Source organism: Acidobacteriota bacterium (genome assembly GCA_016713675.1).
Classification (GTDB): domain Bacteria; phylum Acidobacteriota; class Blastocatellia; order Pyrinomonadales; family Pyrinomonadaceae; genus OLB17.
Genome location: JADJOS010000001.1, coordinates 2,672,339 through 2,685,794 on the forward strand (window position 1 = coordinate 2,672,339; position 13,456 = coordinate 2,685,794).

The window sequence follows — 13,456 nt, forward strand, 5'->3', positions numbered from 1 at the left end:
CCTATGAACGCTCAAGACAGGCGAAGTGGTATGGAACGCCGCGGAACGAACAGATATCCAGTGACTTTCGATGTCGAGTGGGAAGTGGCGACTACCCGACTTCCCGGAACCTTGAGCGATGTGAGCTTTGATGGCTGTTTTATTTTGAGTTCAGGCGAGGTCGAAGATGGCGACACCGTGCGGGTATTTATACCTCTGGCAGATGGCATGAAGGTTCAGTTCAGTGGTAAGGTCGCAAATCACGTTTTTGAGATCGGATTCGGTGTAAAGTTTGACCAACTTTCCGCGGCCCAGAGAGATCTGTTGGTAGATCTTGTCAGGTCTTCGGAACAGGGCTAATTTTCTTCATTCAGTCTTGCCAACGACTCGAGTGCAACCTCGCGGTCGTCGAAATGGAATTTGTCGCTGCCAATGATCTGATAATTCTCATGGCCCTTTCCGGCGATGATCACAACATCGTTAGTTCGGGCATTTGCAATTGCTCGATGGATCGCTTCGCGGCGGTCGGGAATCACCTCGTAAATTGAACCCTTTTGTTTCACACCCTGCTCTATCTCAGAAATTATTTTAAGAGGATCTTCGTTTCGCGGATTGTCAGAGGTGATCATCACGAGGTCGCTGAAGTCGCCCGCAACTTCACCCATCGGTCTTCGTTTAGATTTGTCGCGATCTCCTCCACAGCCGAATACAGTGATGATACGGCCGTCGGTCAGGTCTTTGGCGGTCTTTAGTGTGTTGAGCAATGCATCATCGGTATGCGCATAGTCGACAATAACCGCGAAGTCACCGTCGTGCGGCACACTTTCGAAACGGCCAGGAGCACCAACGCATGTTGAGAGACCTTTGACGATCGAATTTAGATCTTGTCCGAGTTCAAGAGCCGTTGCGGTCGCGGCTAACATGTTGTAAACATGCGGTATGCCGACCAGTGGAGACTTTATACGAACGATGCCTTCTGACGTCTTAAGGTCGAACGACGTTCCACGGATCAATGAGACCGCGATGTTAGAGGCTGAAAGATCCGCATCACTGATCTGCGAGAATGTGACAACACGATCGCCTGCAGTTCGCAGTTCGTCAGCCAGCTTTGCTCCCCATTCGTCGTCGATATTTATCACTGACGAGCCAGGTTTCTCACCAAGGCGGCCGTCAAAAAGCTTTTTCTTGGCGTCGTAGTAGTTTTCCATCGTCAGATGGTAATCAAGATGGTCGCGGGTGAGGTTTGTAAATACAGCAACCTTGAACCGCAGCCAGTCGCATCGGTGGAGATCAATTGCTTGAGACGACGTCTCCATAACTGCCGATGTGCATCCTGCGTCGACAGCTTCGCGCAAAAAACGGTTAGTATCCGATGCCTCAGGCGTCGTTCGTACAGCCTCTTCACTTTTTTCGCCGATGCGGTATTCGACAGTCGTAAGCATCGCTCCTTTTTTGCCGGCGGCTTCAGCAAGGGCGAAGCACAAATATGTGGTTGTCGTTTTACCGTTGGTGCCGGTGATGCCGACAAGGTCAAGCTCGTGCGAAGGGTTGCCATTGATAACGGCGGCCGCCTTGGCAAGTGCTTCGCGAGCGTCATTGACCTTGAGCCAGGCTCCGGCAAAATTCTCCGGCCTATCGAATTCCGAAATAATTCCCGCCGAGCCGCGTCGCATTACATCGTCGACGAACCTATGCCCGTCAACAGTCGCTCCTTTTATCGCAACAAAGAGAGTTCCCTCGCGAGCCTGACGCGAGTCGTGGGTAACGTCGGTCGCGGGTCCTGTGCCGTCGCCGAATAATGCGGCATTGAGCTGTTCTGCGAGTTGCTGTAATGTGGTGTTTGACTTGCTCACTTTTGTTCCTTAACCGGTCGAATGTGAATTATACGACAGAGCCAAAAATCGTGCGAACATCGCCCGTCAGATTTCGTATTAAGATTCATAAGCGGAGGTTGGATCTATGAACATCATCAAACTTATCCTCGGTGCGATAGGACTTGTTTTTGTCGGAATGCTTCTACTATGGGTACTTGGTTGGGTCGGAACCCTTCTTTGGTACGTATTTTGGCTGGGGTTGATCGGAGCGGTCGCATATGGCGGCTACAAACTATTCCTGAAAGCTGAGGCGAAGGCACTTGGCAGCGACACCCACACCGGTATTGGCAGTGGGGTCGACATAAATATGTCGTGGGACGAGTACGATAAGAAATATCTCCATAAGTAGTCGGCTAGACAATACTCGCCGCATTCGGTAAATTCTTAATTCGGAGTTGTTGCTCTCACGGAAAATGCTAGTGCTCGAAAGCACATCTCCGAACAAATGCCGAGGTGGCGAAATTGGTAGACGCACTAGTCTTAGGAACTAGCGTCGAAAGACATGCGAGTTCGAGTCTCGCCCTCGGCACCAAAATCAGTCGTCAGTGGCCGGTGGTCAGTTGTCAGAATGGGACAATTGCTCCGGTCACTGTCAGTTTCAATAGCAGGTATTCGGCTCGCGAACGAAAATCTGACAACCGACAACTGACAACCGACCACTGACGCGCTATCCTTTTTTAGTAAATGAAAAGCGAATTAAAGGAAGTTTCCCCTACACAAAGAGAAATACATTTAACCATCGAGGTAGACGCCGTAAAGGCTTCATACGCTAAGGTCAGCCAGAAATATGCCCGTAACGCGAACATCCCGGGCTTTCGAAAGGGCTTCGCACCGGTCGATGTCGTACGGATGCGGTTTAAGGAAGAGATAAAGAGCGAAGTGCTCCAGGACGTGATCCCGGGCCAGGTTGCCGCGGCCATCCAGGAGCATGGGCTTTCGCCATTGGCAGAGCCTCATTTGCATCTTGCGGATCATGAAACGGTTAAGGTGAACGGCTCGGAAGAGTTGAAATTACACGTTCACATCGAGGTGATGCCCCCGATCCCTATGCCGGAGTACACCGGAATCGAGGTCGTTCGGCGGGTAAAACCCGTTGCCGACTCAGAGATCGAGGATCTGATCGCCGGCCGACTAGAGAAAGAGGCGGCTTTGATCCCCGTCGAAGGGCGTAAATCGCAGCTCGGTGATACCGTTATTGCTGATCTCGAGGGCGTTTTTGATGGCGACGAGAGCGGTGAACCGATCACTGCCAATGACATTGAGGTCGTCCTTGGCGGCGATATGATCGAACAGTCATTCACCGACAATCTAGTTGGGGTTGCGGACGATGATGCAAAGGAATTTACCGTCGCATACCCCGATACCTTTTCGTCGGAAGCACTTGCCGGAAAGACCGTGCATTACAAGGCGAAGATCAAATCCGTGGGCAAGATGGAAACACCTGAGCTCAATGACGAATGGGTCAAGAGCCTCGACGAGGGCTATTCATCGCTGAAGGATCTGAGGAAAAAGCTCCGCGCTGACCTTGAATCGGCGGCAAAGGCTGATGCAGATGCGAGGATCCGTAACGAGGCAGTTGCGAAAATGATCGAAGCAAATGCTTTCGAGGTGCCGCCGACGCTGATCGAGAATCAGGCTCGTAATTTACTGAACAATTTCGCTCAGGACATGCAGCAGCGTGGGATCGATCTGAATAAGATCGAACCCCAGTTTGTCGAGATGGCCTACGGTAATATGAAGGTTCAGGCCGAGCGTGATGTTCGCGGTGCGATGCTGCTCGATAAGGTCGCTGAGATCGAAAATGTCGAAATTACTGACGGCGAGGTCGATGAAGAGATTCAAAAGCTTGCCGATTATTACCGTGCATCGGTTGAAGAAATTCGCGAATCGCTAGAAAAACAGGGCGGCGGAGTCGAAAATATCCGCAATAATTTGAAAACGCGTAAGTCGATCGAGGCGGTGATCGATAAGGCGAAGGTGACCGAAGGCGAGTGGATCGACGAATCGGCCGTTCCGAGCGAGACCGTCGAAGAAAAGCCCAAAAAGGCGGCCAAAAAGAAAGAACCGGCCAAGAAGGCCGCGAAATCTTAGAGGAATCAGCGTCCTCCAGTTTATGCGTCAGTGATCAAAGTAAATACTTGTCATTGAGAATAATAAAGCATGACATAGATCGGGCATAGCAAAATTTAGCTTGATTTTTATTTGAAAAGTTGTAGAATCGATTTCCAACACTGGCAATCGCCATATTTTCAACAACTTATCGACACAAATCTAAAGCATTTGGTTAAGTAAATCCAAAGTTGGGTGAGAGAGAATAATATGTTAGTTCCAATGGTTGTTGAGCAGACGTCGCGGGGCGAACGAGCGTTTGACATTTACTCGCGGCTGCTTAAAGACAGCATCATTTTTATCGGTACGCCGATCGACGATCAGGTCGCTAACTTGTTGGTAGCACAGCTTTTATTCCTCGAGGCCGAAGATCCCGAGCGTGATATCAACCTGTATATCAACAGTCCCGGCGGTTCGATCACTGCGGGCATGGCGATATATGACACGATGCAGTTCATCAAAAATGACGTTACGACAATTTGTGTCGGACAATGTGCTTCGATGGGAGCTTTGCTGCTATGTGCCGGGGCTCCTGGCAAGCGCTTTTCGCTTCCTAATGCACGTGTGCTGATCCATCAGCCGTCGGGCGGTGCGTCAGGACAGGCTACGGACGTTCGCCTTATGGCCGAAGAGATCATTCGTATGCGAACGCTGACCTCGACGATCATTGCGCGGCATACTGGTCAGAATTTTGATCAGGTCGAGATAGATGTCGAGCGTGACCGCATCCTGACACCGATCCAGGCTAAGGAATACGGGCTGATCGACGAAGTTATTGAACACCGCGAGAAATAGCATTTTAGATCTTGGATTTTAGATTTTGGATGGCAGACGGCTTTCCAATCGAAAATCCAAAATCGAAAATCCAAAATCCTATGAGCCAATTTCGCCGTCCTGAAGAGTTATTGACTTGTTCGTTTTGCGGAAAATCGCAGAATGATGTGCGCAAATTGATCGCCGGCCCGGGCGTTTATGTATGTAACGAGTGCATCGATATCTGCAACGAGATAATCAATGACGACGAGCGAACCGACAGTGTCGCGGCCCGGACAACGATCCCTAAACCTCAGGAAATAAAGGCTCATCTGGACGAATACGTCATCGGCCAGGACGAATCGAAAAAACGGCTTTCGGTGGCTGTTTACCAGCATTACAAGCGGCTCGAGATGGCAAAACGCCGTCAGGACATCGAACTGCAAAAATCCAATATCTTGCTGATAGGACCGACCGGAACCGGTAAAACCCTTTTGGCTCAGACACTTGCAAGAGTCATTTCGGTGCCGTTCTGCATTGTCGATGCGACCAGTCTGACCGAAGCGGGTTATGTAGGCGAGGATGTCGAAAACATCCTGAACCGCCTGCTACAGTCCGCCGGCGGAGATATTGAGAGGGCGCAGCAGGGAATTATCTACATCGACGAGATCGACAAGATCTGCCGCAAGGACGACAATCCGTCGATCACCCGCGACGTTTCAGGCGAAGGTGTCCAACAGGCACTGCTCAAGATCCTTGAGGGAACGACAGCAAATATCCCGACCGGCGGCGGTCGAAAGCACCCGCAACAGGATTTTCAACAGCTCGATACGACCAATATTCTCTTCATATGCGGCGGAGCTTTCATCGGGCTTGAGAAGGTCGTTGAGAAGCGTTTTCGAAACAAATCATTGGGCTTTCAGGCCGATATCAAAACCAACAGACAGCGGCAGGTAGATTCGATCAATAAGCTGGAGCCCGAAGATCTAATTCACTACGGGTTGATCCCCGAATTTGTCGGCCGTCTGCCGGTCATCGGCACGCTGCGTGAGCTTGACGAGGCCGCTCTGATGTCGATCCTGACCGAGCCGAAAAACGCTCTGATCAAGCAGTATCAACGTAAATTCGAGTTCGATAATATCAGCCTCAAATTCACCGAAGGTGCTGTGAGGGCGATCGCCCACGAGGCACACAAACGCAAGGTCGGAGCCCGCGGACTGATGATGATAATGGAAGAGGTCCTGCTCGAATCGATGTATCATCTGCCCAGCGAAAAACAGGTCACTGAGATCATCGTAACCAAAGAGATGATCGAGAGAAAGGCCCCTGTTTTCGAGGTGATCCAGCGAACCGAAGAGGCCGCTTAGTCAGTTGTCCGTTGGCAGAACGGGCGACGAATACTTGTTTGCGAAAGGTCACGAAAAAAGCACGGAATGGGACATGTTCCTGTTGCGTGTTTTTTTGTGTTTGGAGCACATAGGACCGGCGCAAGCACACAGGTGTCGGCTTAGGAGTTCGTGAGGCGGCGTATGGAGCACCTTAGGGGCTTGTTTAGGTGTCGAGCGCGGTGTCGGTATATTCACGCTTTTGGGCTTGCGTATTCGCAGTTGTGAGCCTGGTTTATGCCAATCTTGCCGAAATCGGTCCCCAATTTCAAAAAATGCGAAACGGCCGGCGATTCCTCTATTCGAAACGCGATTTGAACTGCGCAGAACCGCAATTCGATCCGCGTTTTGAAAGACGATCATGCCGGAAACAGATACGCCCGAATGACCTCGGGACGAATTTCTTGTCGAGTGGAAATTCATAGATGCAACATAGACAAAAGTATGATACACTTATCATCTGCCGCAAAAATACCGATCGACGGCAGTATGGAGGAAAAAGCAAATATGGAAAGAAATTGGGAAGAAGGAAAAAAGGGGCCAAGGCAGGCGTACCGTGTCGGGCACTATGTGACCATTACTCCGAAAGGAGTGATCTTTATAAATAGGTTTACCAGCGAAGCTCTGCGCGAGCCCGTTGCGGTAAAAGTATTATTTGACCGTATAAACCAGACTATCGGAATACGCCGAGCCCATCCGCGTGAAGAAAACGCCTTTGTCGCAAAAACCGCGCCTCGCGGAGCCAAACGGATCAGGGCCGCCCACGCTATAAACCAGTTCGGCGTGTACACCACAGAAACGATCAGGTTCTTAAACCCCGAGGTCAACGAAAAAGGAACCCTGCTCCTCGACCTAAGAAATGTCGTAACCGCGACCAATGGCCGAAAGGGTGAGAAGTTAAGAAGGAAAGACAAGTAAGTGCCCGGATGTGTGAAGTGCGGGGACAGTCAGTCTTAGATCAAGAGGTCATCTTACCGGTTCCTCGGTTTTGCCAACGCGGCGGCTTTCTTTTCATCTGCCACAGCAAGGCTGATCTTGTTCATTGCACGATAGGCTCTTGCCCTTTGAATGTAATTAGCCCCGAATTCAAATTTTGGATCAATTTTTATCGACTCGGTAAAGTCGTTGATCGCCTCTTGGTAGTCTTTGATCATGAAACGCATCAAACCTCGAAAGTAATAAGCGTCAACGTTTTTCGAGTTGATCTCGATAGCTTTGGTGTGGTCCGCTATCGCTCCCTTTAGGTCTTTCTTTGCTTCTCGGACAATACCAAGAAATACGTAGGTGTTTGACAGGTCAAACTTAAATCCGAGGTCGATTGACCGTGTGATATCCGCAATCGCACCGTCATAGTCCTTCATTTTGTACCGGTCCTGACCGCGAAGCTTGTAGACAAGGCCATCTTTAGGATCAAGTTTGATCGCCAATGTGTAGTTGATAATGGCGGATTCAAAATCCTGGTCGATGTCGTCCAACAAACCGTCGGTGACGAAATCTTCGGAAGTGCTTTGACCGATCAACAAGGGAACGAATAACAAAAGAAGGAGAAAAAGCAACATGAAGAAATTTCGCATATTTACCTCCGATGCAATCCGACCCCATCGTATCACCAACTGTTTCTCTCCACAACAGAATTGCCTTTCCCGTGCTAAGAAACGTGCGTTTGGAATGTCTGTGTCGCCCGGTGTCGCAGGCTCCTGATCTTTTTGGCCGCTGGATGGCGAGGCACATCTGCCGCCTCTCAGCGATGGGGCGGAGCAGCGAAGAAGACGCGGAGATGGGGAGATAGGAAAGGCAAGGATCGAGGAGGCGGGGGCAGAGCTGCTCACGCGGCGATAGCGGCAAAAACCGATACAAAAATGCGGGATTTCGTGAGCATTTTTCGCGACGTTATCTGTGACATGACTTTTCGCCTGACACTGACCGATCCTTCGAATCGAATAATACCGCTAAAACCCAATGAAAACAGCAGAATCGTGACTCAAATTCGATGAAAATGCAATAGTGACGGTCGTGCACAGCGGCAGGTTTTCGGGCCGGAATATAAAAGTAAAATCCGAGGGGCTTTCGCCCTTTATAAAAGCATAATTTGAACAGTCGAATTTTTGACGAATTGGTAGGTCTGGCTATTGCTTTTGCATCTCTGTTTTGCGTAAATAGAGTTAATCCAACTAATTCGAAGAAATAGACCAATTAGCTATACCGAATTCTGTCACTATGAGTATGCAAGAATTTTCAGACCAGATGCCGTCGGATATCGAGCGTTTTCCGATGGTCCCCATCCGCGACGTCGTCATTTTTCCGTACACCAAGGTTGCTTTTAAGATCGGCAGGCCGAGTTCGGTCAGGGCGCTTGAGCAGGCGATGACGGGCGAGCGGAATATCTTTCTCGCGACCCAGCATGACGCTTCGATAGACGAACCGAATGCCGATCAGATATACACGACCGGTACGCTTGGGCGAATTGTCCAGGCACAGCGGCAGGACAATGGGCAGATCAAGGTCGTGGTCGAAGGAAGGGAACGCGGAAAGGCCGTCCGCGTCGAACATGATGCGGATGGTATGTTTTACGCTCATGTGCGGCGTGTACCCTCGACCGACGAGTCGGGCTATCGCACAGATGGCTTGCTGCAGAAGATCCATACACAGGTCGAACAATTTTTGCGTGTTTCGCCGGATGCTTATACGGACGCTTTGCATGCGAGTTTGAGAGGCGTTTCGGCGGCTCAGATAGCGGATTCGATGTCGTCGCATTTGCGGATCGGGGTTGAGGAGAAACAGGATCTGCTTGAAACGGTTTCGGTACAGGAGCGTCTGCAGAAGCTAATCGAGTTTCTGGATGCCGAGATCGAAAAGCGTCAGATGGACCGTAATATCCATTCGCGAACGAAAAAAGCGATGGACAAGCATCAACGCGAATATTATCTGAACGAACAGATCAAGGCCATTCACAAAGAACTCGGCCGCAAGGACGAAAAGGCCGAACTCGAAGAGCTGAAAGCCAAGATCATCGACGCGGGAATGACCGTCGAGGCTCAGGAAAAGGCGATGCAGGAGTTTTCGCGGCTCGAAGCAATGCCGCCGATGTCCGCCGAGAGTACGGTCAGCCGGAATTATTTGGATTGGCTGCTGAGCGTGCCCTGGAAAGATCGTTCGGAAGAGATCGAGGACCTGGGCGAAGCCGAGAAGACACTGAATGAGGATCATTATGGGCTCGAGAAGATCAAAGAACGCATTTTGGAATTTTTGGCGGTACGCCAGCTTGTTAAAAATCCTAAGGGTACGATCCTATGTTTTGTGGGTGCTCCGGGCGTTGGTAAGACGAGCTTAGGTAAATCGATCGCGAACGCGACGGGACGCAAATTCGTTCGCCTCGCTCTCGGCGGTGTGCATGATGAAGCGGAAATTCGCGGACACCGGAGAACATACATCGGTTCGATGCCCGGCCAGATCGTGCAGTTGATGAAGCGGGCCGGCACAAAGAATCCGGTCATTTTGCTCGACGAGGTCGACAAACTCGGACGCGATTATCGCGGTGACCCGAGCGCGGCTTTGCTCGAGGTTCTCGATCCGGAACAGAACAGCACGTTTCGTGATCATTATTTGGATGTCGATTACGATCTGTCGGAAGTTTTCTTTATCGCGACGGCGAATGTTCTGCACACAATTCCGCCGGCGTTGCAGGACAGACTTGAGATCTTGAGTTTGTCGGGTTACACCGAGCGTGAAAAGATGGAGATCGCCAAGCAGCATCTAATTACGAAACAGTGCGAAAACAGTGGAATCGACTGCGAAAAGGTAAAATTTACCGATGACGGGATTCTCGAAGCGATCCGTCATTACACACGCGAAGCCGGTGTGAGAAATCTCGAACGCGAGATCGGTTCGTGCCTCAGAAAGATCGCACGGCAATATGTGGCGTCGGATGCAAAGGATGATTTTCGCATTGTTGTTGACGCCGAAAAGGTACAAGAACTGCTTGGCACGATCCGTTACCGTAAACAGGACATCGCCCGGACGAGCGAGATCGGATTGGTGAATGGCCTTGCGTGGACCGAGGTCGGCGGCGACGTGCTGCAGGTCGAAGCGACGATGGTCAAGGGCAAAGGCGACGTGACGCTGACCGGAAAACTGGGCGAAGTGATGCAGGAATCGGCAAAAGCCGCTCTGACCTGCGTTCGCACGCGAGCCGAAGAATTGGGTATCGATCCGGCGATATTTCGCGAAAAGGATCTCCACATCCACGTGCCCGAAGGTGCAATTCCCAAGGACGGGCCGTCTGCGGGTATTACGATGGCGACCGCAATGGTCTCGGCAATGACAAGAAAGGCCGCACGCCACGACGTCGCGATGACCGGTGAGATCACGCTTCGCGGAAAGGTCTTGCCGATCGGCGGCGTGAAAGAAAAATTGCTCGCAGCACATCGATTCGGCCTGCGGACGATCATTATGTCGAAAGAGAACGAGAAAGATCTGGTCGACGTGCCCGAAGAGGTTCGCGACGAATTGACCATCCACACGGTCGATATGATCGACGAGGTCCTCAATATCGCTTTGGTTCAAAACGAAGCGGCCGAAACGATCGAAACCCCGCAATTGTGGAACGCCGATGGTGCCGTTGCCGAAATAAACGCTACACTAGAGTAACTAGTGGTATTTATGAGCAAAGAAACTGAGTCGGCCGAATTGATAATGCGCCTGTTTGACCTTCGGCGGGACACGCTAATGCGTGACGGCCGCGATTGGTTCGTGAAATTTCATCCGGAAAGCGGACAGGATATTATCCAGGCAATGGTCGATCCCAAGACGACCGGTTATTACCAAATGGTCGTCAGCTATTGGGATATGGCCGCAAGTTTTGTAAATCGCGGGGCGATCGACCCAGAGATGTTCCTCGAAACAAATGGCGAAGCACTCATGGTCTTTGCAAAGATCGAGCCGTTTCTCGAAGAGGTCCGAACCGCACTTTCCGATCCGACGTACGCAAAGAATCTTGAAACGCTCGCCATGAGCCTGCCGGACGCCAAGGAAAGCATGGATGCACGCCGCGAGATGATCAAGAAGATGATGGAAGCAAGGGCGTCGATGGCCGAGAGTGCATACTCGCGCTAATGAAAGTAACCTCAGCCGAATTTGTAAAAAGTGCGTTCGAGCGTTCGCATTGGGTGATCGACGGCCGGCCGGAGATCGCGTTCTTGGGGCGTTCGAACGTGGGTAAGTCGTCGTTGATCAATTCGCTTCTGCTGCGGAAAGGGCTGGCGAGAACATCGAACACGCCCGGGCGAACGCAGAGTATCAACTTTTTTTTGATCAACGACAGCCTCTATTTCGCAGATCTGCCGGGTTATGGGTACGCACGCGTTTCGAAAACGATGCGTGCCGATTGGGGCAAAATGGCCGAGGAGTATCTTTCGGACCGTCAGGAACTGGCGCTTTGCATACAGCTGATCGATTCGCGGCACGCTCCGACATCACTTGATATTCAGCTCAATGAATGGCTCAAGCATAATGAAAAGCCATTTGTTGTCGTCGCGACAAAGGCAGATAAATCATCCAAAACTGAGCTTGCTAAATCGCTAAAATTGGCAAAAGCAACGCTTACCGATAGCCGAATCCTGACATACTCAGCAACAAAAGCTCTCGGCCGCGATGAAGTCTGGGGAGAGATCATGCGAGCGATAAACAAATCTTGAAGTTTTTATTTGATTTATTGATTTGTTTTATGTAAAAATTAGGTATCCCTAAAACTTCGGGGTTTCTCGGAAAAGCTCTTGGGCTTGTTTTCTTTGTATTACTGCAAACAATCCATACAATTTTCTTCACATTTGATCTATCTCGATTTGCTGTTTACATCGAAATTTTTTCGAAGAACATTGTGAAACCCGTAACAAATTAAATTAACTTCTATCCAACCAAATTACAAACATGGCAACCAAAACCACCAATCCGCGCAGAGCCAAAACGGCTAAGGCCGCGACGGACGCTCCTGAAAGGATCGACGATGAAGTCGAAGTCGAATCGGCAAACGACGAATCCGTACCGGCGAAAGCCCAGCCGACAGGCAAGGACGACGACGGTAAACTGAATCTCGCCGATCTGAAAGATATGTCGATCAGCGAGCTGACCCATATTGCGCGCGAAATGGGCGTCGAAGGTGCTACGGGCCTTAGAAAACAGGAACTGATCTTTAAGCTGCTGGCCGCACAGACCGAAAAAAGCGGACTGATTTTCTCAGAAGGCGTGCTCGAGACACTGCCCGACGGATTTGGATTTTTACGTGCTCCGGAATACAACTATCTTCCGGGCCCGGACGACATCTATGTTTCGCCTTCGCAGATACGCAAGTTCGATCTGCGAACCGGCGACACGGTTTCGGGCCAGATCAGGCCGCCGAAGGAAGGCGAACGCTATTTTGCCCTTATCAAGGTCGAGGCGATCAATTTCGAAGATCCCGGCCAGTCGCGTGAGAAGATCTTCTTTGACAATCTGACGCCGCTTTATCCGGACGAACAGTTGACGATGGAGATCGAGGGTGATCCTGAGAGGATCGCAGCCCGCGTTATCGATCTTGTCACGCCGATCGGTAAAGGCCAGCGTGCCCTGATCGTCGCTCCACCGCGGACAGGTAAGTCGATCCTGCTGCAGACTATTGCAAATTCGGTAACGCAAAATCATCCTGAGGTCACGCTCATCGTTCTGCTGATCGACGAACGCCCTGAGGAAGTCACGGACATGCAGCGCAGCGTCAAAGGCGAAGTTATTTCATCAACATTCGACGAACCGCCGACACGCCACGTACAGGTTGCGGACATGGTCATTGAAAAGGCAAAGCGGTTGGTCGAGCACAAACGCGACGTCGTTATCCTGCTCGATTCGATCACGCGTCTCGCTCGTGCTCACAATGCGGTCGTGCCGCCGTCGGGCAAGATCCTGTCGGGTGGTATTGATTCCAACGCGTTGCAGAGGCCGAAGCGTTTCTTTGGTGCGGCTCGAAATATCGAGGAAGGCGGTTCGCTGACGATCATCGCTACGGCACTGATCGATACGGGTTCGCGTATGGACGATGTTATCTTTGAGGAGTTCAAGGGAACCGGTAACTCGGAAATTCATCTCGACCGTAAACTTTCGGACAAACGTCTCTTCCCGGCGATCGATCTGCAGAGATCTGGAACACGAAAAGAGGAGCTTTTGCTCAGCAAAGAAGACCTCAACCGAGTCTGGGTCATGCGCCGCGTGCTCAATCCGCTTTCGCCGGTGGAGCAGATGGAGGTCGTCCTTGAACGCCTGTCCAAGACCAAGACTAACGCCGAATTTTTGGCATCGATGCAGAGTTAAAAAGCCAAGAGTTGAAATAGA

At 50.9% G+C, this 13,456-nt stretch carries 12 protein-coding genes and 1 tRNA gene; 11 read left to right on the top strand and 2 right to left on the bottom strand.

The genetic code is table 11. From position 1 onward, the window contains the following. The first annotated feature begins 3 nt into the window (after positions 1 to 3). Positions 4 to 339, top strand: a complete 336-nt coding sequence (locus IPK01_12285) for a PilZ domain-containing protein (protein MBK7934246.1) — start codon at positions 4 to 6, stop codon at positions 337 to 339. Here IPK01_12285 and IPK01_12290 read toward each other — a convergent pair. Beyond that, a complete protein-coding gene (locus IPK01_12290) occupies positions 336 to 1,832 on the bottom strand; it encodes a UDP-N-acetylmuramoyl-L-alanyl-D-glutamate--2,6-diaminopimelate ligase (GenBank protein ID MBK7934247.1) in 1,497 nt (498 codons plus the stop codon). The genes IPK01_12285 and IPK01_12290 overlap by 4 nt on opposite strands. A 106-nt stretch (positions 1,833 to 1,938) precedes the next feature. Here IPK01_12290 and IPK01_12295 point away from each other — a divergent pair, with 106 nt between their 5' ends. The 6 genes from IPK01_12295 to IPK01_12320 all read left to right on the top strand — a co-directional run bounded on the left by IPK01_12295 (position 1,939) and on the right by IPK01_12320 (position 7,018). Beyond that, positions 1,939 to 2,202 (top strand): hypothetical protein, encoded by a 264-nt coding sequence (locus tag IPK01_12295; protein MBK7934248.1) that lies wholly within the window; start codon positions 1,939 to 1,941, stop codon positions 2,200 to 2,202. A gap of 98 nt (positions 2,203 to 2,300) precedes the next feature. Further along, a tRNA-Leu gene (locus IPK01_12300) sits at positions 2,301 to 2,385 on the top strand. Between the two features lie 152 nt (positions 2,386 to 2,537). Then, the gene (gene tig / locus IPK01_12305; protein ID MBK7934249.1) at positions 2,538 to 3,944 is read left to right on the top strand and encodes a trigger factor; all 1,407 of its coding nucleotides are present in this window, start codon (positions 2,538 to 2,540) and stop codon (positions 3,942 to 3,944) included. A gap of 228 nt (positions 3,945 to 4,172) precedes the next feature. Next, positions 4,173 to 4,757 (top strand): ATP-dependent Clp protease proteolytic subunit, encoded by a 585-nt coding sequence (locus tag IPK01_12310; protein MBK7934250.1) that lies wholly within the window; start codon positions 4,173 to 4,175, stop codon positions 4,755 to 4,757. 80 nt (positions 4,758 to 4,837) lie between these two features. Beyond that, positions 4,838 to 6,082 carry an ATP-dependent Clp protease ATP-binding subunit ClpX gene (clpX, locus tag IPK01_12315; protein ID MBK7934251.1) on the top strand — a complete coding sequence of 415 codons (1,245 nt, stop codon included), beginning with the start codon at positions 4,838 to 4,840 and terminating at the stop codon, positions 6,080 to 6,082. A gap of 525 nt (positions 6,083 to 6,607) precedes the next feature. Then, positions 6,608 to 7,018, top strand: coding sequence for a hypothetical protein (locus IPK01_12320; GenBank protein MBK7934252.1), 411 nt, complete (start codon positions 6,608 to 6,610; stop codon positions 7,016 to 7,018). A gap of 53 nt (positions 7,019 to 7,071) precedes the next feature. On the opposite strand, the gene IPK01_12325 is transcribed toward IPK01_12320, so the two are convergent. Next, positions 7,072 to 7,674, bottom strand: a complete 603-nt coding sequence (locus tag IPK01_12325; GenBank protein ID MBK7934253.1) for a tetratricopeptide repeat protein — start codon at positions 7,672 to 7,674, stop codon at positions 7,072 to 7,074. 649 nt (positions 7,675 to 8,323) lie between these two features. On the opposite strand from IPK01_12325, the gene lon reads away from it, so the two are divergent. The 4 genes from lon (at position 8,324) to rho (ending at position 13,435) form a co-directional block, all read left to right on the top strand. Next, the gene (lon, locus tag IPK01_12330; protein ID MBK7934254.1) at positions 8,324 to 10,747 is read left to right on the top strand and encodes an endopeptidase La; all 2,424 of its coding nucleotides are present in this window, start codon (positions 8,324 to 8,326) and stop codon (positions 10,745 to 10,747) included. A 12-nt stretch (positions 10,748 to 10,759) separates the two neighbouring features. Next, a complete protein-coding gene (locus IPK01_12335) occupies positions 10,760 to 11,212 on the top strand; it encodes a hypothetical protein (GenBank protein MBK7934255.1) in 453 nt (150 codons plus the stop codon). Next, positions 11,212 to 11,793 (top strand): YihA family ribosome biogenesis GTP-binding protein, encoded by a 582-nt coding sequence (locus IPK01_12340; protein MBK7934256.1) that lies wholly within the window; start codon positions 11,212 to 11,214, stop codon positions 11,791 to 11,793. The genes IPK01_12335 and IPK01_12340 overlap by 1 nt, the downstream gene beginning before the upstream one ends. Positions 11,794 to 12,025: 232 nt before the next feature. Beyond that, positions 12,026 to 13,435 (top strand): transcription termination factor Rho, encoded by a 1,410-nt coding sequence (gene rho / locus IPK01_12345; protein MBK7934257.1) that lies wholly within the window; start codon positions 12,026 to 12,028, stop codon positions 13,433 to 13,435. The last annotated feature ends 21 nt before the right edge of the window (positions 13,436 to 13,456 follow it).